Source organism: Banduia mediterranea (genome assembly GCF_031846245.1).
In the GTDB taxonomy this organism is placed as follows: domain Bacteria; phylum Pseudomonadota; class Gammaproteobacteria; order Nevskiales; family Nevskiaceae; genus Banduia; species Banduia mediterranea.
Genome location: NZ_JAVRIC010000002.1, coordinates 12,326 through 35,080 on the forward strand (window position 1 = coordinate 12,326; position 22,755 = coordinate 35,080).

Genomic DNA, 22,755 nt, shown 5'->3' on the forward strand with positions numbered 1-22,755 from the left:
TTGGGACCGCGACTGCTGGCCCTCGGCCTGTTCGCAGCCGTGGGGCCGGTCTGGGCTGCGTTCGAGGATGGCGTGCCGCTGCCGCCGGCCGCGCCAGCCGATGCGCAGGCCGGCGAATGCTGGGCGCTGGTACATGTGCCGCCGAGCTATCGCCCGGTGGAACGCCAGGTTCTGAAAACCGCCGCGAGTACGCGCACCGAATCCATTCCGCCGGTCTACGAGACGCGGACCGAGAAGGTCTGGGGCAAGGCCTATACCCGCACCGTGACGGTGACGCCAGCCGTGACCGAAACCCGCGAAGTGCAGACGCTGGTGCGCGAAGCCGGACCTCAGGAAGTCAAGATCGCGGCTCGCTATCGCTGGGTCGACGAGCGCGTTCCGGTCGGCGGCGGAACCGTGGTGCAACCGAACGCCGGCAGTACCGATGCCATGTGTCTGGTCGAGGCGCCGGCCGAATTCCTCGTGCAGCGCCGCCGCAAGCTGGTGGAGCCGGCGCGCACCGAGATACGCGAGATGCCGGCCCAGTACAAATCCGTGCGCGAAAAGCTCGTCGTCAGTGAGGCCGTGACCAAGACGGTGGAGGTGCCGGCCGGTTGGCGTACGCGCCGAATCAAGGAAATGGTCGAGCCGGCGCGCAGGATTCGCGTGGAGGTTCCGGCGGAGTACCGCATCGAGCGCCACGAGGTTCTGGCTCAGCCAGGGCGCGTGGAAGTGCGCGCGGTGTTGTGCGAGACCAATGCCACACCCGCCCTGGTGGTGGAACTGCAGCGCAATCTCAAGCGTGCCGGCTTCGATCCGGGCGCGGTGGACGGTGTGTTCGGACCGGGTACAGCCGAAGCTCTGCAGGCGTTCCAGTTGCGGCGCGGTTATGCCGTCGGCGGCGTCACCCAGGAAACCGCCGAAGCGCTCGGCGTGAAGCTGGACAGGGTCGCCTCTCGTTAAGCAGCACTGCATCAGCGTCGCGAGCGCAATCGCCTATGCCGCAGCGGCCTGGCCGCGATCGGACGCGCGTCAGAACCAGCGCCACTGCAATTCCATGCCGTATAACTGCGCTGCGGACCGTAACCACCGTAGACCGTGGTCAGGGCATCCAGGGCGTTGCCGAGGTCATAGGTCTCGTCAGCGAGATTGCGACCGTACAGCGCGATTTCCCAGCAACATCGGGGTCAACATCGGGGTCAGGTCTTGTTCCTTGCCAGATAACATCGGGGTCAGGTCTTGTTCCTTGCCAGATTGCCTCACAAACGTCGGGGTCAGGTCTTGTTCCTTGCCAAACTTCTTTGGCTTCGCTACGTTCCTCCGCATGGCCCGTCCTCTACGCATCGAATTCCCCGGCGCGATCCATCACGTGATGGCGCGCGGCAATGCCCGTCAAGCAATCTTCCTCAGTGACGAGGATCGCGCCGCCTTTCTCGACGGGCTCGGCCGGGTCTGCGGGCGACAGCAGTGGCGTGTGTGGGCTTGGTGCCTGATGGACAACCACTATCACCTGCTGATCGAAACGCTGAGTCCCTCCCTGTCGCGCGGCATGCGCGAAGTGAACGGGGTTTACACGCAAGCCTTCAATCGCCGGCACGGTCGTGTGGGGCATGTGCTGCAGGGGCGCTACAAAGCGGTGCTCGTCGATCGCGACGCTTACCTGCTGGAAGTGTCCCGCTATGTTGTTCTGAATCCCGTACGGGCAGGTCTCGTCGCCGATGTCGAAGGCTATCTCTGGAGCAGCTACCGGGCGATGATCGGCAAGGAGTCGCCTCCCGACTGGCTGGCGGTCGAGGCTACGCTCGAATCCTTCGGCAAGACCCCGGGGCGGACACGCAATGCTTATGCTCGATTTGTAAAAGACGGCGTCAACGATGGCTTCGATCTGGATGCCACGGTCCGCAATCAGATCTTTCTGGGCGACGAGTTGTTCGTCGAACGCATGGCGGCGCAAGCCGGGTCCAATACCCGTGAAGTCCCCAAGGCGCAGCGCCGAGTGAAATCGCTGAAAGCATACGAGCGCGAGCACAAGCACCGCGATGCCGCGATCCGTGCCGCCTACGACAGCGGCACCTACACACTGCCACAGATCGGCACGCACTTCGGTCTGCACTATTCGACCGTAAGCCGGATCGCGCGAGGTGTCGATCGGCGGATTTCGTCAAGGAGCAAGACTTGACCCCAAGTTCCGCTATGCTTGACCCCAAGTTCCTGACCCCAAGTTCCGCTAGAAATCGCCGGTGAGAAAATCAGCCTCGTTCGGGAATTTCGCAAGAGGCTCTTGCGTTATTCATTATTCGTCCGTCGGCTTGCCTGCATGGAATTTGCGGCCGGTGAACATCGCGGAAACGATGCCGCCACCTTCGCGCAGCTCGGTGATGACTACGGCTGCGATGTGCAGCGCTGCCATCACCAGCAGGGCGTAGAACCCGTAGACGTGGGCCGTCGCGAATGGACTGCGCAAGGCGCGCATGCTCGCGTAGGCTTTCTTGTCATACATCTCGGGCGAGTAGGGCACCAGACCCGAAGGCTCCACGCCGGGCGCAGCGATCCACTGCGCGAACCAGTGTCCGAGCGGCGGATAGTAAATGTCCGTGCCGGCGAGCAGCAGCCCGGTCAACGCCTGCAGCAAGAGCAGCGCGAGCAGCACGGCCACGCTGATCCGCCCGAGCGGATTGTGTCCGAGGTAGTGCTGCGGCCGGCCCGCGGCCAGCGAGGCGAGATAGCCGCGCAGGCTGGCGACGTATTGACGCCCTACCGGAAGCACCTGTTGCCAGCGGGCGTAGCGGTTGCCGACAAATGCCCACGCGATCCGCCCGCACAGGTTCATCACCAGCGCGTAGCCGATCCAGACGTGCGCGGTCTTGAGCGCAATCTTGCCGGCGTTGCTGACGCCCAGTGTGCCGCCATTAAGGATCACCAGACCGATGGCGGCCAGCCCAATCACGCACAGGGCATTGATCCAGTGGAACCACCGGGTCGGCGCGTCCCATACCCGATAGCTTCGCAGTTCGCTCATTGCGTCCGTCCCTGAAAGGATGCCGCGCACATACTGAAGGATCTGACGGGCAGCGCCTTGATGCGAGTCAATGCACGGCGTACCAAGGACGGGAAACCTGGAAACCTCATGGACAGATTTATCTTCCGTTCAATAAATCTGTCTCCCTTTTTGCACTGCATCTTGGCGCCTTTGCGCGAAAAATCCCCTTTCGAGCACGCCGTCCCTGTGTGCCCAAGCGCCAGCCCGGCATAATCGTCGGCATATTCAGGGATGGGGCGCCACTGTCGTCATGAGCGACAAATCCGAGTTATTGGCTTCACTCAAGATCGACCGTGGCGATCCGCCGTCCAATGACGGCCACTCGCGGGTGTGGATGTGGGGCGTGCTGGCCTTGCTCCTGATCGCGCTGATCATCGGCGGGACGCTGGTGTTCGGGCGCGACAAGGCGATCGAGGTCCGCAGCGCGGTGGCGCTGGCGGCCTCGTCCGGCGCCGCAGCCGGATCGGTGCTCGACGCCTCGGGCTATGTCGTGGCGCGCCGTCAAGCCACGGTCTCGGCCAAGATCACCGGCAAGGTCACCAAGGTGCTGATCGAGGAAGGCCAGCACGTGCAGGCCGGCGAAATCATGGCGGAGCTGGAGGACGCGACCGAGAGCGCCCAGCTCAATCTGTCGCGCGCCCGCCTGGAGGCTTCCCGCAGCGAGCTGCGCCAGTTGCAGGTGCAGCTCGACGATGCGCAGCGCACGTTGCGGCGCAATCGTGAGCTGGCCGAACGCAAGCTGGTCAGCCAGTCGCTGCTCGATACCTCGCAGGCCGAAGCGGAGGCGCTGGAGGCGCAGCTCGCCACCGCCCGCGAGAACGTGCGTGTCGCACAGCGTCAGGTCGACGTGAGTCAGCGCAATCTCGACGAAACCACGGTGCGCGCACCGTTTGCTGGCGTGGTCACGGTCAAGGCGGCGCAGGTGGGCGAAATCGTATCGCCGCTGTCGGCCGGCGGCGGCTACACTCGCACCGGCATCGGCACGATCGTGGACATGGACTCGCTGGAGATCGAGGTCGATGTCAACGAGAACTTCATCAACCGCGTGCAGTCCGGTCAGAAAACCACCGCCACCCTCAACGCCTATCCGGAATGGAAGATTCCGGCCCGCGTGATCGCGGTGATTCCGACGGCAGACCGCAGCAAGGCAACCATCAAGGTCCGCGTCGAGATTCTCGAAAAGGACGCGCGGATCCTTCCGGAAATGGGCGTGCGGGTGGCATTTCTCGGCGAGGAGCAGCCCCAGGGTGAAAAGCTCGAAGGCGTTTTGGTCGACGCGGCGGCCATCAAGAACGACGGCGGCGCCAAGGTGGTCTATTTGATTCGCGGCGACAGCGTGGAACGACGCGCCGTCACCACCGGCATCAAGCGCGGCGAACGGGTGCAGGTCACCGCCGGCCTGAGCCCGGGCAATCGCGTGGCCCTGGGGCCGCTCGATCAACTCAGCGATGGCAGCACGATCCGGATTGGCGAATAGTCATCAATCGAGGCTATCGTTTCGCGATTCGGCAGCGTTTTTGAACAGCGGCACCCTTGGAAGGGGCACATCGATGAACAGCACTCTGGTCAGCCTGAGCGGCGTTACCAAGTCCTATACGCGTGGCAAGGAAACGGTACAGGTGCTCGAAGCCCTGGATCTGGAGATCGCGCGCGGCGACTTTCTGGCGCTGATGGGGCCCAGCGGCTCCGGAAAAACCACCCTGCTGAACCTGATCGGAGGGCTCGACCAGCCGAGCGCCGGCTCGATCGCCGTGGACGGGCAACGCATCGATCAGCTGTCGTCCTCGAAACTGGCCGCCTGGCGCGCACATCACGTCGGCTTCGTGTTCCAGTTCTACAATCTGCTACCGGTGCTCAACGCGCAGCGCAACGTGGAGCTGCCACTGCTGCTGACCAAGCTTTCCGCGAGCCAGCGCAAGAAGAACGCCGAAGTCGCGCTGGACATCGTCGGCCTCAAGGATCGCGCAAAACACAAGCCGAACGAGCTTTCGGGTGGTCAGGCGCAGCGGGTGGCGATTGCCCGCGCCTTGGTGGCCGACCCCACCCTGCTGGTCTGCGACGAACCCACCGGTGATCTCGACCGCAAGACCGCCGACGAGATCCTGACGCTGTTGCAGGAACTCAATCGCACGCACGGCAAGACCATCATCATGGTCACGCATGACCCCAAGGCAGCCGAGTACGCGACGCACACGCTGCATCTGGACAAGGGCCGGCTGGTCACGGAAGCGGCGTGATGAAGTACTTTCCGCTGATCTGGGCAACGCTGTGGCGCAAGAAGGCGCGCACCCTGCTGACCCTGTTGTCGATCATCATCGCGTTCTTCCTGTTCGGCATGCTCCAGGGCGTCAACAGTGCCATCAATCACAGCGTGGAACTGGCCAATGTCGACCGCTTGATCTCGATCAACCGGGTGTCGCTGACCGAACCGCTGCCGATGTCCTACCTCTCGCAGATCAAGTCGGTGCCGGGGGTGGAGGCGGTGGCGTACTCATCGTGGTTCGGCTCGTATTACCAGGAACCCAAGCAGTTCGTGTTCGGCTCACCCGTCGACGCAGAGCTGTACTTTCCGATCGTCCCCGAGGTGAAGATTTCCGAGGAGGCGATCGAAAAACTCCAGCGGACGCGCACCGGCGCCGTGGTCGGCATTCCACTGATGGAGAAGTACGGCTGGGGCGTGGGCGATCGCATCCCGATCCAGTCCACGATCTGGACCAAGGCCGAAGACGGGACCTCCAACTGGGAGTTCGACATCGTCGGCACCTACGACGTGCCCGAGAACCCCAACCAGGCCAACGGCTTCTACTTCAACTACGAATACTTCGAGGAAGCCCGCGCCTTCACCAAGGGCACGGTCGGCTGGTATTTCCTCAAGCTCAGCGATCCGTCCCGCGCCGCCGAAGTGGCCAAGGCCATCGATGCGCGCTTCGCCAACTCCTCGGCGGAGACCAAGACCCAGAGCGAGAAGGAATTCCAGCAGTCGTTCATCAAGCAGTTCGGCGACATCAATTTCATTGTCAACGCGATTCTCGGTGCGGTGTTCTTCACGCTGCTGTTCCTCACCGGCAACACCATGATGCAATCCGTGCGCGAGCGCATTCCGGAGCTGGCGGTGCTCAAGACCCTGGGCTTCTCGGACGGTAAGGTCGTGAGCTTCGTCGTCATCGAGGCGCTGATGCTGTGCCTGTTGGCCGCCTTGATCGGTCTGGGACTGTCGGCGCTGGCCTTTCCGGCGCTCAAGGGTTTCATCGGCGAGGCCAGCCTGCAACGTGAGGTGATCGTCACCGGCATCAGTGCCGCGATCATGCTGGCGCTGGTTATCGCGCTGATGCCGGCATCGCGGGCACTGCGTCTTTCCATCGTCGACGCACTGGCCGGTCGTTGAGGAATACCGCATGAAACAGACGCTAGCCGTAACCCTGATGAACCTGCGCGCGATTCCGCAGCGCCTCGGCACCTCGCTGGTCATCGTCATTGGTATCGCCGGCGTGGTCGCCGTACTGGTGTCGGTGCTGGCGATGGCCGTGGGCTTTCACAAGACGGTGAGCAACACCGGCCGCGCGGACCGTGCTCTGGTCCTGCGCGGCGGATCGCAGGCCGAAATCAACAGCAGCCTCGCACGCGAAGACGTACAGACCGTGCTCGACGCGCCCGGCATCCGCCGCAACGCCGACGGCAAGCCGATCGGCTGCGGCGAGGCCGTCACCATCATCAGCATGAAGACCATTGCCGACGATTCCGACGCCAATGTCACGCTGCGCGGCACTTGCGACAAGCTGCAGGCGCTGCGGCCGGAACTGGAGATCGTGGCGGGCCGCATGTTCGAACCGGCGGTGCGCGAACTGATCGCCGGCGCCTCCGCCGCCAAGCAGTTCAAGAATTTGCAGATCGGCGATGAAATCGCATTTCGGGATTCCTCGTGGACCGTGGTCGGCCACTTCACCACCGGCGGTGACAGTCACGAATCGGAATTGCTCGGCGACATCGAAACGGTGCTTTCAGCCTATCGGCGCAACGGCTATCAATCGCTCACGGCGCTGCTCGAATCGCCGGACAGCTTCGCCGGCTTCAAGGATTCTTTGACGACCAACCCCACGCTCAAGGTCGACGTGCGCACCGAGCCGGAATACTACGCCGAGCAGTCCGAACAGCTGACCCAGCTCCTGAATTTTCTCGCCTATTTCGTCGGCGGCATCATGGCGGTCGGCGCGATGTTCGGTGCGCTCAACACCATGTACTCGGCGGTGTCGTCGCGTTCCGTGGAAATCGCCACGCTGCGTTCGATCGGCTTTTCGGCCATGCCGGTGGTCGTATCCGTGATCGTGGAGGCGATCATGCTGTCGCTGATCGGCGGGCTGATCGGCTCCGCGCTCGCCTGGTTGTTCTTCAACGGCAACGCCGTTTCAACCCTGGGCGGCGGCTTCAGCCAAGTGGTGTTCGAACTGACTGTCAGTCCCGGCCTGATCGCGACCGGCATCATCTGGGCCTGCGTCATCGGCTTGATTGGCGGACTGTTTCCGTCGATCCGCGCGGCGCGCCTGCCGATCGTCGACGCGCTGCGGGCCAACTGATGGCCGACGCCTTCATGGCTGCGGCCATCGCCGAGGCGCAGCACGGTCTTGCCGAGGGCGGCATCCCGATCGGCTCGATCATCGTCCATCGGGGCGAGATCATCGGCCGTGGCCACAACCGCCGAGTGCAACAGGGCAGTGTGGTGCTGCACGGGGAAATGGATGCATTCGAGAATGCCGGACGTCGCCCTGGCGCGGTGTACCGTGAATGCACGCTCTACACCACGCTGTCACCCTGCGCGATGTGCTCGGGGGCGATCCTGCTGTATGGAATCAGGCATGTCATCGTCGGCGAGAATCAATCATTCATGGGCGAAGAGGATCTGCTGCGCAGCCGCGGCGTACAGGTGGATGTGCTGCAGGACGCACAGTGCATCGCATTGATGGATCGTTTCATGCACGCCTCGCCGGAACTCTGGAACGAGGATATCGGCGTCTGATCGGCCTGATCCGTGCCTGCCGGCCTGCGGGCGCGAGCCGCAGCGATCACCACGCGGATAAGGTCTCATGTCCGATCACGTTGCCTCATCGGACACGCCCGGCGGCTTTTCCGGCGTCTCGAAACTGGGACTGTTTTGGCGTCCTGCTGTTCGCCAGCACCGCCTACTTCCTGTTCTGGGCGCTGGGATATACGGAACATCACCGCGGCGCAGCGATATCCATGCGCACAAGGCACTGGAGAACTGGGTGCCAATGATCGCCGCGCTGGACGCGACGATCATTTCCTTGATGCTGCTGCGCGGTGCTCGGCATCGGTCTGGTCAACCGCCAGACCAACTGGGGCCTGATGAAGCCGATCACGCTGCCGACGGCCGGCATCCTCAGCGCCGTGGCCTTCGTGATCCTGCGCAACGCGTTCTGAGCCGGCATTCAGCGACATCCGATGTCCGGCCCTAGAACGCTCCGGCGAAGAACCGCACTTGGTCTCCGCTGACCAGCGGATAGGCCATGCCGACTTCGAACTGCAGATTGACGAACCAGGTGATCTGCATGCGCAGGCCGACGCCAAGGGAGGCGTAGACGATCTTGTTGCTCGGATAGTCGACATCGCGCAGCGCGCTGCCGGCTTCGAACAAGGTCAGCAGGCGCAGCCAGTCCCAGTGGATCGGCCGCAGATACTCGACCGAACCGTAATACATGAAGTCCCCTTCGATCACTTCGCGATCGTAGCCCCGCAACATGCCCGACCCGCCGAGTTCGAAGGCCTTGGGTTCGCGCGACAACGGCCCGGCGTGATACCCGCCCAGGTCAGCGAGAAGATGCAGCGATTGATGCTCGACCTGCCCAACCTGCATGTAGCGCCGATACTGTGCGTAGTAATCGAGGTAGCTGTAGTCGGACAGCAACTGATCCCAGGAACCGGAGATGTTGGCGAGAAAACGTTCGCCGGTCAGGCTGTAGATATGGTCGTGGACGTCATTGTACGAAACCTTTCCGATCAGGCCGCTCGCCGAGCCCTCCGGCTCCGGTGCGAATTCACCGCTGGAGGTCTGACTCTTCCAGAGCAGGCCACCGCCCACTTTCCAGCCCTGCGACGGCGGGCCGTTTTTGTTGAGCGAATGCGTCATCACCACGCTGAAGCCCTCCTTGTTTTCCTGGTATTCGTCCCCTTCGAGGGTGGTCGAGGTCTGCCTGCTGTGGTTGGCCGAGAACGCCAGCGAATTCCGTGTGCCGCGCAGGAACGGAATGTTGTAGTCAAAGTGGTAGTTGTAGGAGCTGTCCTTGTCTTCGCGCTGATAGTCCCGGCGCACGGCCAGGGCACTGAGGCTGTGGTTGAGCCCCCAGACGTTGTCCCAGCGGATCTGCATGCCCAGTCCGGTGTCGCCGTCCGAGTTGGCCTCGATCCTCGGGATCGGCAGCACGTACCATTTTTCACGCACGGTGAAGATCACGCGCACACCATCGTCCTGCGCTTCCTGCCGCACGGAGACTTCACGAAACAAACCGAGGTCCTGGATCGCCTGACGGCTGCGGTCGATGCGCTCGGGATCGGCCGGCTCTCCGACCGCGATCAACAGTTCGCGCTGCATCGTGATCTCGCGCGTCACCGAATTGCCTGCGTAGACGATGGCCTTGATCGGCGGGTACTCGGTCGCGGTCTGCGCAGATGCCAGCTGGGCCATGGCGAACAGTGGCATCACGCCCAGCCAGAATCTCATACGCGCGCCAGCTCCACAAAGCTGTAGCCGTGATCGTGATGCGCGTCGGCCGGGTGCGTCTGGCGATCCAGCTCGCGCCACTGTCCGCTGTCGAATTCAGGGAAGCGGGTGTCACCTTCGACCTCGGCGTCCACTTCGGTGAGATACAGGCGCCGCGCAAACGGCAGGGTCTGGCGATAGATTTGCGCGCCGCCGATCACCATCGCCTCGCGCCCATCGAGTGCGGCTAGCGTATCGTCCAGCCGATTGAACACGCGGGCGCCTTCGGCGACGTAAGCGGGATCACGTGTCAGCACCCAGTTGTCGCGGTTGGGCAGCGGACGTCCCAGCGACACCCAGGTCTTGCGTCCCATCAGCACGATGCGGCCTTCGGTCAGTCGCTTGAAATGCTTGAGATCGTTGGGCAGCCGCCACGGCAGATCGCCGTCACGGCCGATCACGCGATGACGATCCATCGCCGCGATCAGGTTCAGGCTGGCCGCTTCTCTGCGCTCATTGGTCATCGCCGCATCATCCCCTTCTGGAATCACCCGCAAGATTCAGCCTGTAGTCAAAACAACGGAGAGCCTGCCTCCAATCCCAGCCGTTCGGACCCGCCTCGAGTCAAACAGCGCTGACTGGCTGAACGCGCACCGCCTCGCGCTCAATAACCGTGTGGCGCTCGTGCCCTAACCCACCCTCTAATGCGACTGGAGCGTCCGGGATTGTGCTTTTGCGCTTGCGGACTCAGGCTGAACGTGGCGCCACTGCGCTGCCCCCCGCCCCTAAACTGCGACCTCAGCTGAAATTGGGGGATGCGGGTCGTAGTCGACCAGGTCGATATCCTCGATGCGATAGTCGAACAGGCTGGTCACGCCCGGCCGGATTTTGAGTGAGGGGAAGATCCTCGGCTGACGTTCGAGCTGGGTGCGCGCCTGCTCCAGATGATTGCTGTACAGGTGCACGTCCAGCCCATACCAGACGATCTCGCCCACCCGATAGCCCGATTGTTCCGCCAGCAGATGCGTCACCAGCGCCAGATTGGCAATGTTGAACGGCAGGCCCAGCAGACTGTCCACCGAACGCTGGATGCAGGCGCCAGACAGGCGGCCATCGGAACTCACGAAGAACTGATATTGCTTGTGGCAGGGCGGCAGCGCCATCTGATCGAGTTCCGCGACGTTCCAGGCATCCCAGATGATGCGCCGTGAGGACGGATTCTCCTTGAGCAGACGCAGAACCTCGGCCACCTGATCGATCTCGCCTCCGTCGCTGGTCTTCCAGTGGCGCCATTGCGCGCCGTAGACGGGTCCGAGATCGCCCCAGCGCGCGGCAAAGTCCGCGTCCGCGACGATGCGCTGCTCGAACTCGGTCTGCGTGAGATTGTCACTGGTCTCCTCGCGATAACGACGCAAGGGCCAGTCGGTCCAGATACGCACGTTCTGCTGCAGCAGTTCACGGATGTTGCGGCCGCCCGAAAGCATCCACAGCATTTCCTTGAAGGCAGTTTTCCAGTACACGCGCTTGGTCGTGAATACCGGAAAGCCCCGCGCCAGATCGAAGCGCATTTCATAACCGAACAGGGCTCGGGTGCCGACGCCGGTACGGTCCAGGCGAAGATCGCCACCCGCGATCAATCGCCTCAAAAGTTCAAGATATTGCTGTTCGGGATGCATGGCCGTGACCGATAGGCGGGAAACTGAACGCTCAGCTTATCGCTTGTGTCCGCACGCCACGCCGGTAGGCCATCGCCATCAGGATCAGACCGCCAATCCACATCGGCGCCGACAGCACCATGCCCATCGTGATCCAGCCGGTGCCGAGCAGGTAGTCGATCTGCTGGTCCGGCAGGCGCACCGTTTCCACCAGGGTTCGGAACAGGCCATAGAGCACAAGAAAGGCGCCGGATACGGCCATGCGGGGTTTCGGCTTGCGCGAAAAAAACCACAGCAGCGCAAGCATCACCAGGCCTTCGAGCAAGGCTTCATAGAGCATCGAGGGATGCCGCGGCAGCTGCTCCGGGTCCTTGGGGAAGACCATGGCCCACGGCAGCGTGCTCGGCGCGCCCCACAGTTCCTGATTGATGAAGTTGCCGATGCGGCCGCAGAACAGGCCGAACGGCACCAGCGGCGCAATGAAATCGGTGATGTCGAAGAACGTCATCCGGATATGGCGCGCATAGATCGCGGCCGCCACCATCACCCCGATCAGGCCGCCATGAAACGACATGCCGCCTTCCCAGATGCGGAAGATCACCAGCGGGTGATGAATGAATGTTTCGAGGTTGTAGAAGAAGGTGTAACCGACCCGGCCGCCGAGGATCACCCCGAGCACCAGATAGAACAGCAGATCACCGACGCGCTCGCGTGGCCAGTTCCATTGCGGCTGGCGGGCGCGGATCGTTCCCAGCCACCAGCAGCCCCAGAAACCCACAAGATAGGAAATACCGTACCAGTGAATCTGGATCGGTCCGATGGAGAGGGCGACAGGGTCCCAGCCAGGGTGCTGAATCATGGGTGCGAATTCTACGCGATCGCAGATGACAGGCGGCACTCCGATTGCCGCGCCGCGACAAATGATTGAACGATTGGCCGGCGCCGTGCATTAATCGGCATAATGGGGAATCCACATAAGCTCAGAGACTCCAGCCATTGGACTGCGAACAGCCCAAAGGACTAGGCGACGAACCGCCCGAAGCAGTACTCGGTCCCCTCCTCGTCCAGCTGCGAGGCGCGGTTTTCAATGCGCTCGAAAAGAAGCTCGCACCGCTTGAGCTGACCGCGGCCCAGTTCGGCGTGGTGGTCAACCTGGCCCGAGGCCGGGCGGAAACACCCAGTGAGCTGTGCCGCCTGATGGATTACGACCGTGGCGCCATGACCCGCCTGCTCGATCGTATCGAAGGCAAGGACATCATCCAACGCATCCGCTGCCGCGATGATCGCCGCTCGGTCAAACTGCGCCTGACCGAGAAAGGCGCCGGCCTGGTTCCGCTGGTGATGCCGCTGGTCTACGAGGTCTATCGCAATGGACTCAAGGACTTTTCGAGCAGCGAACGCGACCGGCTTCTTGAGGATTTGCGCAGGTTGCTTGACGCCCTCTGAGGTTTTCTTGCTATATTTGCTGCCTAGGCTATTACAGCCTTCGAAATATTTTTGGCACGAGGTCGGCGACGAATTCCGATGAACGACCGCGAACAACGGACGCTGGCGCAGTTGCACTTGCGCTTCCCGGGCCAGCACATCAGCGCGGACGGTCTCAAGCTGATTCATCGGGGCCGCTTCGCCAACGCGCATGTCTACCGCTATCGCAAGGGCGCGCTGGACCTGATCGTGAAGGACTTCTCGCACTGTCCGTGGTGGATACGCCTCAGCGCTGGGCCCTACTTCGTGCATCGCGAGCTGCGCACGCTCGATCGCCTGCGAGGACTGCCCGGCGTCGCCAGCCGTCGTTTTCGGCTCAGCGCGATCGCCCTGGCCTATCCGTTCATGCCCGGCCAGCCGTTGAGCGCGGTGCGGCGCGCCGCTGGCACCTTGCCGGCGAGTTTCTTCCGCAATCTGGAGACTCTGGTGCTGAAAATGCACGAACGGGGCATCGTCCATCTGGACATGCGCAATCTGTCGAATGTGCTGGTCGGCACCGACGGACAGCCCTACCTGATCGACTTTCAGTCCGCCATCGACCTGCACGGCCTGCCGAACCTGCTCAGCACGGTGCTCGAATCGGTGGATCTTTCAGGCGTGTACAAGAGCTGGCTGCGGGTAGGCGCCGAGCCGCTGGATCAGGCCCGTCTGGAATTTCTGGATCGGTTCAACGAACTGCGTCGCCTGTGGGTCTTCAGGGGCTATCCCCTGACGCGGCTGTTCGAGCGCATTCGCGATGCCCTGGGCCTGTAAGCCCTATCCATCACTCACATGCGCAATGAAACCCTTGAGGTAGCGCGTTTCCGGCATCGCCGGATGCACCGGATGATCGGCTCCCTGCGCCAGCGTCTCCAGCAATTGCAGACGACGCCCGAGTCCGCGCGACTCGCGCAACAGCACACGCTGCAATTGCGCCTCGTCGAGATGAAACGAGCAGGAGCAGGACACCAGAATGCCATCGGCCGGAAGCAGTTGCATCGCCGCGCGATTGAGTGCCGCGTAGTGGCCGAAGCCCGCGTCGAAATCCTTGCGGCGCTTGACCAGCGCCGGAGGGTCGACAACCACAACATCGAATTCGAGGCCTTCGGCGTGCAGCCGCTTGAGCCGCTCCAGAGCATCGCCCTGCATCGTCTCAACGACCACACCATTGGTTTGGGCATTGGCCCGCACGGCCGCCAGCGCCGGCTCCGAGCTGTCGATGGCTGCCACCTGGCTCGCTCCGCCAACCGCAGCGCGCACACCCCAGCCACCGGCATAGCAGAACACGTCGAGCACACGCTGGCCGGGAACGTAACGCATGAAGCGATCACGGTTGTCGCGCTGGTCGTAGAACCAGCCGGTCTTCTGGCCACTGTCCAGTGCCGTACCGAAGCGCACGCCGGATTCCAGCAATTCGACCTCGGGCGGCGGATCACCGGCCGCCTCCACATACAGCGGCAGGCCTTCGGCCTCGCGCGCAACACCGTCATTGCGCAGCCAGATGCCACGCGGTTGCAGTACCACCGTCAGTGCGTCGACGATTTCGGACTTGAGCCGCTCCATGCCGACCGTCCCGACCTGCACGACCAGAACATCACCGTAGCGATCCACGACCACGCCCGGCAGGCCATCACCCTCGCCATGCACGAGCCGGTAGTAGGGCTCGGGATACAGGCGGTCGCGCAGGGCCAGTGCGCTGCGCAATCGCCGAATGAACCAGTCGGTATCGACCGGCCGGTCGCTGCGACTGCTCAGCAGACGTGCGCACAGCAGATTCTTGGGATGCACGTAGGCCAGGCCCAGGGACTTGCCGCGTGCGTCCTCGAGTCGGCACAGATCGCCCGGCGCAAACGCCGACAGCGGCGTGGCCGTGGTGTCGATCTCATTGGAGTACACCCACAGATGGCCGGCCCGAAGGCGACGGTCTTCACGCGGCTTGAGACGCAGCGTGGTCGGCGGCGAGACGCGGTGGTCGACCATGGTGGTGTTGATCAGGGTAGGGCTTGCCTTATGATAGACGCATCAAGCCATGGTTCCGCCCGACCGCCGCAACCCGCGACGCCGCCGGCACGGAGCCCCGCGAGATGGAGATTCACGCCGTGAAGCTTCTGAACTCGCTGTCGCCAGAAACGTGGTCCTTGCTGACTTACGTGATTGGGGTGGTCACGATGTGCGCCTTGATGTTGGCGCTGTCGGCCTTGCTTGGGGGGCGCAGTCGCGGTCGCGCCAAGGAGATTCCGTTCGAATCCGGAATCGTCGGCGCCGGCTCCGCACGCCTGCGCCTGTCCGCCAAGTTCTATCTGGTCGCGATGTTCTTCGTGATCTTCGATGTCGAAGCCCTGTTCCTCTACGCCTGGGCGATCTCGGTGCGCGAAGCCGGCTGGGCCGGATTCATCGAGGCGACGATCTTCATCGTGATACTCGGTGGCAGCCTCGCCTACCTGTGGCGCATCGGCGCGCTCGAATGGGCGAATCGCAGGGCCTACAGCACCAAAGCCACCGCCGTTCCTCCCGAGAATCCCTGAACCCCATGGAATACACGCTGACCCGCATCGACCCGAACGCCCCGGCGCAGAAGTATCCGGCCGGCACGCGCGAACGCGTCGGCGACCCGGTGGAATCGATGGTCCATCGCAACATCTTCCTCGGCAAGCTGGAGGACATCCTCCACGGCGCCGTCGGCTGGGGGCGCAAGAATTCGCTGTTCCCCTACAACTTCGGGCTGTCCTGCTGCTATGTGGAAATGGCCACGGCCTTCACGCCCACGCATGACATGGCTCGCTTCGGCGCCGAGGTGATCCGCGCCTCACCGCGGCAGGCCGACGTGATCGTCATCGCCGGCACGGTGTTCCAGAAAATGGCGCCGGTGGTACAGCAGCTCTACGAACAGATGCTGGAACCCAAGTGGGTGATTTCGATGGGCTCCTGCGCCAACTCCGGCGGCATGTACGACATCTACTCCGTGGTTCAGGGCGTGGACAAGTTCCTGCCGGTGGACGTCTACGTGCCGGGCTGCCCGCCGCGCCCGGAGGCGTTTCTGGCCGGGCTCAACATGCTGCAGGACTCCATCGGCAAGGAGCGCCGGCCGCTGTCCTGGGTGGTCGGCGAACAGGGCGTGTACCGGCCGATCGAACCCTCGCGCAAGGACCGCATGCGCGCCGAGCATCAGGCGCAGACGACGCTGCGGACGCCCGATCAGGTCTGATGGCGGACGATCTGCCACAGGCCCCAGCGACTCCGGGAACCCGGCACGAAATCGTGCGCGAACTGCATGCGCGCTTCGGCGCCGATGCGTTTCAATTCCAGGCCACGCGCGACGGCATGCCGACGCTGTGGCTGGACCGCGCGCGGATTCCAGAAGTGCTGCGTTATCTCAGGCGCGAGGCGCCTTCGCCGTATTCGATGCTCTACGACCTCACGGCCGTGGACGAGCGCCTGCGCACGCATCGTGACGGGCTGCCGGCCTCCGCGTTCACCGTCGTCTATCAACTGCTGTCGATCGGCCGCGACGCGGACCTGCGGCTCAAGGTGGCACTGGACGAGAACGCGCTGTCGCTGCCCAGCGTAGTGTCGGTCTATCCCAACGCCAACTGGTACGAACGCGAGGTCTGGGATCTGTTCGGCATCGTTTTCGACGGCCATCCGCACCTGAGCCGCATCCTGCTGCCGCCGACCTGGGAAGGCCATCCGCTGCGCAAGGACTATCCCGCTCGTGCCACCGAGTTCGACCCCTACGCGCTGGACGCAGCCAGGCAGGACCTTGAGCAGGAAGCCCTGCGCTTCAGGCCCGAGGACTGGGGCATGAAGCGCGGCACCGCGGATGAGGACTTCATGTTCCTCAACCTGGGCCCGAATCATCCGTCGGCCCACGGCGCCTTCCGCATCGTGCTGCAACTCGACGGCGAGGAGATCGTGGACTGCGTGCCGGACATCGGCTACCACCACCGCGGCGCCGAGAAAATGGGCGAGCGCCAGTCCTGGCACACCTTCATTCCGTACACCGACCGCATCGATTATCTCGGCGGGGTGATGAACAACCTGCCCTACGTGCTGGCAGTGGAAAAGCTCGCCGGCATCGAGGTGCCGGAGCGCGTCAAGACGATGCGCGTGATGCTCTCGGAGTTCTTCCGCATCACCTCGCACCTGCTGTTCTTCGGCACCTATCTGCAGGACCTCGGCGCGATGAGCCCGGTGTTCTACGCCTTCGTCGATCGGCAGAAAGCCTACGACGTGATCGAAGCTCTGACCGGTTTCCGCATGCACCCGGCATTCTTCCGCATCGGCGGCGTCGCCATGGACCTGCCGAACGGCTGGGACCGGCTGGTGCGCGAGTTCGTCGAGTACTTCCCGCCGCGTCTCGCCGAATACGAAAAGGCGCTGGTGAAGAACGGGCTGGTCAGGGCGCGCACCATCGGCGTGGCCGCCTACGACAGCGAGTCGGCGATGGATTGGGGCATCACCGGCGGCGGCCTGCGCGCCACCGGCGTCAACTACGACCTGCGCAAGGCGCGCCCCTACTCCGGCTACGAGAACTTCGACTTCGAGGTCCCGCTGGGCAGCAATGGCGACTGCTACGACCGCCTGTGCCTGCGCGTCGAGGAAATGCGCCAGTCCACACGCATCATCCAGCAGTGTCTCGAAAACATGCCGCAAGGCCCGTTCAAGGCCGACCATGCGCTGACCACTCCGCCGCCGCGCGAGCGCATGCTGGCGGACATCGAAACCCTGATCACCCACTTCCTCGGCGTGTCCTGGGGGCCGGTGATTCCGCCCGGCGAAGCCAGCGTCATGATCGAAGCCACCAAGGGACTCAACAGCTATTACCTCACATCGGATGGCAGCACCATGAGCTATCGCACGCGCATCCGCACGCCGAGCTTCGCCCACCTGCAACAGATCCCGCACGTGATTCGCGGGCAGATGGTGCCGGACCTGATCGCGTATATCGCGAGCATCGACTTCGTGATGGCCGATGTCGACCGCTGACACCAACGTCGTGAAACTCGCGGACCTGCCGAAACCGCAGGACTTCCGCCTGAGCGAGACCGAGCGCGAGGATATCCTGCACGAGATTTCGCAGTACCCCGAAGCTCGCGCCGCCTCGATCGAGGCACTCAAGATCGCGCAGCGCCGGCTCGGCTGGGTGCCGGACGCGGCGATCGCCGAAGTCGCGACGCTGCTGGGCGTCTCCACGGCCGAACTCGACGGCGTCGCCACCTTCTACAATCTGATCTACCGCCAGCCGGTGGGCCGCCACGTGATCACGATCTGCGATTCGGTGGCCTGTTATCTGACCGGCTACGAGGCCACCCGCGACGCGCTGATCGAGACCCTCGGCATTCAACCCGGCCAGACCACGGCGGACGGGCGCTTCACCCTGCTGCCGATCTGCTGTCTCGGCGCCTGCGACCACGGCCCGGTGCTGATGATCGGTGAGGACACCCATCTGGACGTGACGCCGGACACCGTGCCGGCGATGCTGGAGGCCTACGAATGAGCGCCACCGACAAGACCGCGCTGACGCACCCGCTGACCCACAGCATCGCGCCGGATCGCGCCCCGCTGGACTTCGCGGGCTACCAGTCCGTCGGCGGCTACACCGGCCTGAAGAAAGTCCTCGCCGGCATCGCGCCGACGGAGGTGCAGGCCCAGGTCAAGGAAGCGAACCTGCGCGGCCGCGGCGGCGCCGGCTTTCCCACCGGCGTGAAGTGGAGCTTCGTGCCCATGGGCGAGGACGCGCCGCCACTCAAGTACATCGTCTGCAACGCCGACGAAATGGAGCCCGGCACCTTCAAGGACCGGCTGCTGATGGAGGCCGCGCCGCATCAGCTGGTCGAAGGCATGATCGTCTCCGGCTACGCCATCGGCGCCAGCACCGGCTACATCTTTTTGCGCGGCGAATACGTGCTCGCCGCCAGACACCTGCGCGCGGCCATCGCCGAAGCGCGTGAGGCCGGCTACATCGGCAACAACATCGGCGGCAGCGGCTGGGATTTTGATCTGCACGTGCACACCGGCGCCGGCCGCTACATCTGCGGCGAGGAAACCGCGCTGCTCAACTCCCTGGAAGGCCGCCGCGCCAACCCGCGCGCCAAGCCACCGTTTCCGCAGGTCGCCGGTCTGTGGGGCCGGCCCACCGTGGTCAACAACGTGGAAACCATTTGCAACGTGCCGCACATCATCGCCCACGGCGCGGACTGGTTTCGCGGCCTGTCGCAGGGCAAGAGCGAGGACGGCGGCACCAAGCTCTACGGCGTCTCCGGCAAGGTCAAACATCCCGGCGTGTGGGAACTGCCGATCGGCAGCAGCGGCCGCGAGATTCTCGAACTGGCCGGCGGCATGAAGGACGGCTACCAGCTCAAGGCCTGGCTGCCGGGCGGCGCCTCCACCGACTTCCTGTTGCCCGAACACCTGGACGTGCCAATGGACTACGGCTCCATCGGCAAGGCCGGCAGCCGCCTCGGCACCGGCCTGATGACCGTGCTCGACGACCAGGCCAGCCTGCTCGGTACGCTGGTGAACCTGGAAATCTTCTTCGCGCGCGAATCCTGCGGCTGGTGCACACCCTGCCGAGACGGCCTGCCCTGGACCGTGAAGATCCTGCAAGCGCTGGAAAGCGGCGAAGGCGAACCGGGCGACATCGAGATGCTCGAATCGATGACCTCCGACCTGTGGATGGGCAAGACCTTTTGCGCGCATGCGCCCGGGGCGATGGAACCGCTGCAATCGGCGATCAAGTTCTTTCGACCGGAGTTCGAGGCCGGGATACGGGCCGCTGGTCGCTCTGATCACGGACGTGGTGATTCCGATGTGAGGGCCGCGTGATGGGTAAGCGCGGCAATGTTCGGCTGGTCGGACCCGGAAAAAGCCGTAGGGTAGGCAAAGGCCAAAGGCCGTGCCCACGCGTAGCGCCGCGCACGTTTCCGCGTGGGCACGCTTCGCTTTGCCCACCCTACGCAGGACCGGGGACCCTGGTCCCGCACGCCCGGAGGGCGAGCTGATGGCCACCATCCACATCGACAAAAAACAATACGACGTCGACGGCACTGACAACCTGCTGCACGCCTGCCTGTCGCTGGGCCTGGACATCCCCTACTTCTGCTGGCACCCGGCGCTCGGCAGCGTCGGCGCCTGCCGCCAGTGCGCGGTCAAGCAGTACAAGGACGCCGACGACACGCGCGGCCGCATCGTCATGTCGTGCATGACGCCGTCCTCGGACGGCAGCTACATCTCCATCGACGATGCCGAAGCCAAGGCCTTCCGCAAGACCATCGTCGAATACCTGATGTCCAACCACCCGCACGACTGCCCGGTGTGTGAGGAAGGCGGTCACTGCCACCTGCAGGATGTCACGGTGATGACCGGCCATGCGCGGCGGCGCTACCGCTTCGCCAAGCGCACGCACAGGAACCAGGACCTGGGGCCGTTCATCGCCCACGAGATGAACCGCTGCATCGCCTGCTACCGCTGCGTGCGCTATTACAACGACTACGCCGGCGGCACCGACCTCGGCGTGTTCGGCACCGCCAGCAACGTCTACTTCGGCCGTGCCACCGACGGCACGCTGGAAAACGAATTCTCCGGCAACCTCACCGAGGTCTGCCCCACCGGCGTGTTCACTGACAAGACCCACTCCGAGCGCTACGTGCGCAAGTGGGACATGCAGTTCGCGCCCAGCATCTGCGGCGGCTGCTCGATGGGCTGCAACACCTCGCCGGGCGAGCGCTACGGCGAAATCCGCCGCGTGGAGAACCGCTACAACAGTGATCTGAATCATTACTTCCTGTGCGACCGCGGCCGCTTCGGCTATGGCTACACCAACCGCAAGGACCGGCCGCGGCGCATTCGCATCACGGTCGACGGCGCCACCCGCGAACTCGACACCGACGAAGGCCTGGACGCCGCCACCCGCCTGCTCGGCGGCGCCCGCCGCGTCATCGGCATCGGTTCGCCGCGCGCCAGCCTCGAAGCCAACTTCGCCTTGCGCCAACGGGTGGGCGCCGACAACTTCTCGACCGGGCTGTCCGCGCGCGAACACCAGCTCACGGGACTGATCCTGCAATTGCAGCGCGAGCTGCCCATCGCCAACGCCACGCTGCGCGGCGTGGAAACCCGGGACGCGGCGCTGGTACTCGGCGAGGACGTAATGCAGACCGCGCCGCGTCTGGCGCTGGCGCTGCGCCAAACGGTGCGCAGCGCGGGTCTCGCCAAGGCGATCGAGAAGAAGGTGCCGCCGTGGCAGGCCGATGGCGTGGAGGACGTGCGCGACGGCGCGATGCATCCGCTGTTCATCGCCACACCCACCGACACCCGCCTCGACGACATCGCCGCCGACACCGTGCGCGCCGCACCAGCCGACCTGGCAGCGCTGGGCTATGCGGTGGCGCGCATCATCGACAATTCCGCGCCGGCCATCGGCGGGCTGGACGAGGAAGCGCAGGGCCGCGCCCAGACCATCGCCGAGGCCCTGCTGGCCAGCGAACAACCGCTGATCGTCTCCGGCACCGGCTGCGACAGCGGCGCCGTGATCGAGGCCGCCGCCAATGTCGCGCTGGCCCTGTACCGGCGCGGCAAGCCGGTCGAATGGGTGCTGATCGCCCCCGAAGCCAACAGCCTGGGCGTGCGTCTGATGGACGGCGTGGACGTGGACACCGCGCTGGGCTGGCTCGCGGCCGGCGAGGCCGACACCGTGCTGGTGCTGGAGAACGACCTGTATCGGCGCGCGCCACGCGCGACGGTGGACACGGCGCTGAGCAACAAGACCCTGCTGGTAATCGACCATCAGATGCACGAAACCGCGCAGCGCGCCAAGCTGCTGCTGCCGGCGGCCACGCTGTTCGAAAGCGACGGCACGCTGGTGAATTACGAAACCCGCGCGCAGCGCTTCTTTCAGGTGTTCGATCCAAGCTATTACGACGCCGGCAACGAGGTGCGCGAGTCCTGGCGGTGGATGCAGGACCTTGGCGCCGGTGACGCCGGCAACTCCACACGCCCTCCCCCTCTCCCTCTGGGAGAGGGCCGGGGTGAGGGCGAGCGTCCGAAATCAGCGGATTCGCCAGAACGAGCGCCGAGCGCCCTCATCCCCAGCCCTTCTCCCGGAGGGAGAAGGGAGCATTCGGTATGGAACTCGCTGGACGAAGTGACGGCCGCCTGCGCGCTGGCGGTTCCGGCGCTGGCCGGCATCGTCGGCGCCGCTCCGGGCGCGGCCTTCCGCTACGAGGGCATGAAGATGGCGCGTGAGCCGCACCGCTACAGCGGGCGCACGGCGATGCGCGCCAATCTGTCGGTGCACGAACCGCGGGCGCCGCAGGACCCGGATTCGGCGCTGGCGTTCTCGATGGAGGGTTATCAGGGCACGGCCAAACCGGCCTCACTGATCGCCTTCGCCTGGGCACCGAACTGGAACTCGCCGCAGGCCTGGAACAAGTTTCAGGACGAAGTCGGCGGCGCGCTGCGCATCAATCCGCCCAGCGAGCACCTGATCAAAAGCAGCGGCTCCGGCGACTACCGCGCCTGGAGCAGCCCGGCGCCAGCCGAAGGCCCGGTCGCCCTGCCGCTGCATCACATCTTCGGCAGCGACGCGCTGTCGGCCCGCGCCGCGCCGATCGCCTCGCGCATGCCGGCTGCCTATGTGGCGCTGCATCCGGACGATGCCTCCCAACTCGGTCTTGCCGAAGGCGCGTCCGTGAAAATATCGCTGGATGGCACCGCCACCACCCTGCCGTTACGCCTCGACGACAGCCTGATGCCGGGACAGGTGGGCCTGCCGCGCGGACTGCCCGGCGTGCCGTATTTCGACGGCGGCGCGGCGATTCAACTGGGAGTGAATGGATGACCTCCTTCACTCACCGACCCACAGGCATGCTCCCTTCTCCCTCCGGGAGAGGGCTACACCCACGAACGACAAT

Annotated in this window: 21 protein-coding genes and 1 pseudogene; 16 read left to right on the forward strand and 6 right to left on the reverse strand. The window is 64.3% G+C overall.

Annotated elements, in window-relative coordinates; translation table 11 throughout:
- Together RM530_RS01515 and RM530_RS01520 are read left to right on the forward strand one after the other, a co-directional pair.
- A complete protein-coding gene (locus tag RM530_RS01515) occupies positions 1–942 on the forward strand; it encodes a peptidoglycan-binding domain-containing protein (RefSeq protein WP_311363439.1) in 942 nt (313 codons plus the stop codon).
- 361 nt (positions 943–1,303) lie between these two features.
- Complete coding sequence (locus tag RM530_RS01520) at positions 1,304–2,158, forward strand: transposase (protein WP_311363440.1); 855 nt, start codon at positions 1,304–1,306, stop codon at positions 2,156–2,158.
- Between the two features lie 114 nt (positions 2,159–2,272).
- Here the strand turns inward: RM530_RS01520 and RM530_RS01525 are convergent, their stop codons facing one another.
- Positions 2,273–2,998, reverse strand: coding sequence for a cytochrome b/b6 domain-containing protein (locus tag RM530_RS01525; RefSeq protein ID WP_311363441.1), 726 nt, complete (start codon positions 2,996–2,998; stop codon positions 2,273–2,275).
- Positions 2,999–3,269: 271 nt separating this feature from the next.
- Here RM530_RS01525 and RM530_RS01530 point away from each other — a divergent pair, with 271 nt between their 5' ends.
- From RM530_RS01530 to RM530_RS18595, 6 genes and pseudogenes are all read left to right on the forward strand, one after another.
- Positions 3,270–4,496 carry an efflux RND transporter periplasmic adaptor subunit gene (locus RM530_RS01530; RefSeq protein WP_311363442.1) on the forward strand — a complete coding sequence of 409 codons (1,227 nt, stop codon included), beginning with the start codon at positions 3,270–3,272 and terminating at the stop codon, positions 4,494–4,496.
- A 73-nt stretch (positions 4,497–4,569) separates the two neighbouring features.
- Positions 4,570–5,256 carry an ABC transporter ATP-binding protein gene (locus RM530_RS01535; protein WP_311363443.1) on the forward strand — a complete coding sequence of 229 codons (687 nt, stop codon included), beginning with the start codon at positions 4,570–4,572 and terminating at the stop codon, positions 5,254–5,256.
- Complete coding sequence (locus RM530_RS01540; protein WP_311363444.1) at positions 5,256–6,404, forward strand: ABC transporter permease; 1,149 nt, start codon at positions 5,256–5,258, stop codon at positions 6,402–6,404. Before RM530_RS01535 ends, RM530_RS01540 begins: the two co-directional genes overlap by 1 nt.
- Positions 6,405–6,414: 10 nt before the next feature.
- Entirely contained in the window at positions 6,415–7,590 is a 1,176-nt protein-coding gene (locus RM530_RS01545) for an ABC transporter permease (protein WP_311363445.1), read from the forward strand.
- Positions 7,590–8,030: a nucleoside deaminase gene (locus RM530_RS01550; protein WP_311363446.1), complete on the forward strand. Its 441-nt coding sequence runs from the start codon at positions 7,590–7,592 to the stop codon at positions 8,028–8,030. Before RM530_RS01545 ends, RM530_RS01550 begins: the two co-directional genes overlap by 1 nt.
- A 299-nt stretch (positions 8,031–8,329) precedes the next feature.
- Positions 8,330–8,452 (forward strand): annotated as a pseudogene (locus RM530_RS18595) (hypothetical protein); the annotation flags it as partial.
- Positions 8,453–8,483: 31 nt separating this feature from the next.
- On the opposite strand, the gene RM530_RS01555 reads toward RM530_RS18595, so the two are convergent.
- From RM530_RS01555 to lgt, 4 genes are all read right to left on the reverse strand, one after another.
- A complete protein-coding gene (locus RM530_RS01555) occupies positions 8,484–9,749 on the reverse strand; it encodes a POTRA domain-containing protein (RefSeq protein ID WP_311363447.1) in 1,266 nt (421 codons plus the stop codon).
- Positions 9,746–10,252, reverse strand: coding sequence for a dihydrofolate reductase (locus tag RM530_RS01560; protein WP_311363448.1), 507 nt, complete (start codon positions 10,250–10,252; stop codon positions 9,746–9,748). Before RM530_RS01560 ends, RM530_RS01555 begins: the two co-directional genes overlap by 4 nt.
- A 261-nt stretch (positions 10,253–10,513) precedes the next feature.
- Positions 10,514–11,404 (reverse strand): thymidylate synthase, encoded by an 891-nt coding sequence (gene thyA, locus RM530_RS01565; RefSeq protein WP_311363449.1) that lies wholly within the window; start codon positions 11,402–11,404, stop codon positions 10,514–10,516.
- A gap of 31 nt (positions 11,405–11,435) precedes the next feature.
- Positions 11,436–12,242, reverse strand: coding sequence for a prolipoprotein diacylglyceryl transferase (gene lgt / locus RM530_RS01570; RefSeq protein WP_311363450.1), 807 nt, complete (start codon positions 12,240–12,242; stop codon positions 11,436–11,438).
- Between the two features lie 137 nt (positions 12,243–12,379).
- Between lgt and RM530_RS01575 the strand changes: the two genes are divergently transcribed.
- Together RM530_RS01575 and RM530_RS01580 are read left to right on the forward strand one after the other, a co-directional pair.
- Positions 12,380–12,829 carry a MarR family winged helix-turn-helix transcriptional regulator gene (locus RM530_RS01575; protein ID WP_311363451.1) on the forward strand — a complete coding sequence of 150 codons (450 nt, stop codon included), beginning with the start codon at positions 12,380–12,382 and terminating at the stop codon, positions 12,827–12,829.
- Between the two features lie 78 nt (positions 12,830–12,907).
- The gene (locus RM530_RS01580) at positions 12,908–13,621 is read left to right on the forward strand and encodes a protein kinase family protein (protein WP_311363452.1); all 714 of its coding nucleotides are present in this window, start codon (positions 12,908–12,910) and stop codon (positions 13,619–13,621) included.
- Between the two features lie 3 nt (positions 13,622–13,624).
- On the opposite strand, the gene RM530_RS01585 is transcribed toward RM530_RS01580, so the two are convergent.
- Complete coding sequence (locus tag RM530_RS01585; protein ID WP_311363453.1) at positions 13,625–14,827, reverse strand: class I SAM-dependent rRNA methyltransferase; 1,203 nt, start codon at positions 14,825–14,827, stop codon at positions 13,625–13,627.
- A gap of 119 nt (positions 14,828–14,946) precedes the next feature.
- Here RM530_RS01585 and ndhC point away from each other — a divergent pair, with 119 nt between their 5' ends.
- The 6 genes from ndhC (at position 14,947) to nuoG (ending at position 22,682) form a co-directional block, all read left to right on the forward strand.
- Positions 14,947–15,372, forward strand: coding sequence for an NADH-quinone oxidoreductase subunit A (ndhC, locus tag RM530_RS01590; protein ID WP_349256148.1), 426 nt, complete (start codon positions 14,947–14,949; stop codon positions 15,370–15,372).
- Positions 15,373–15,377: 5 nt separating this feature from the next.
- Positions 15,378–16,052, forward strand: coding sequence for an NADH-quinone oxidoreductase subunit B (locus tag RM530_RS01595; protein ID WP_311363454.1), 675 nt, complete (start codon positions 15,378–15,380; stop codon positions 16,050–16,052).
- Positions 16,052–17,833 carry an NADH-quinone oxidoreductase subunit C/D gene (nuoC, locus tag RM530_RS01600; protein ID WP_311363455.1) on the forward strand — a complete coding sequence of 594 codons (1,782 nt, stop codon included), beginning with the start codon at positions 16,052–16,054 and terminating at the stop codon, positions 17,831–17,833. Before RM530_RS01595 ends, nuoC begins: the two co-directional genes overlap by 1 nt.
- The gene (gene nuoE, locus RM530_RS01605) at positions 17,820–18,344 is read left to right on the forward strand and encodes an NADH-quinone oxidoreductase subunit NuoE (RefSeq protein WP_311363456.1); all 525 of its coding nucleotides are present in this window, start codon (positions 17,820–17,822) and stop codon (positions 18,342–18,344) included. Before nuoC ends, nuoE begins: the two co-directional genes overlap by 14 nt.
- The gene (nuoF, locus tag RM530_RS01610; RefSeq protein WP_311363457.1) at positions 18,341–19,672 is read left to right on the forward strand and encodes an NADH-quinone oxidoreductase subunit NuoF; all 1,332 of its coding nucleotides are present in this window, start codon (positions 18,341–18,343) and stop codon (positions 19,670–19,672) included. The genes nuoE and nuoF overlap by 4 nt, the downstream gene beginning before the upstream one ends.
- A 175-nt stretch (positions 19,673–19,847) precedes the next feature.
- Positions 19,848–22,682 (forward strand): NADH-quinone oxidoreductase subunit NuoG, encoded by a 2,835-nt coding sequence (nuoG, locus tag RM530_RS01615; protein ID WP_311363458.1) that lies wholly within the window; start codon positions 19,848–19,850, stop codon positions 22,680–22,682.
- Positions 22,683–22,755: the final 73 nt, after the last annotated feature.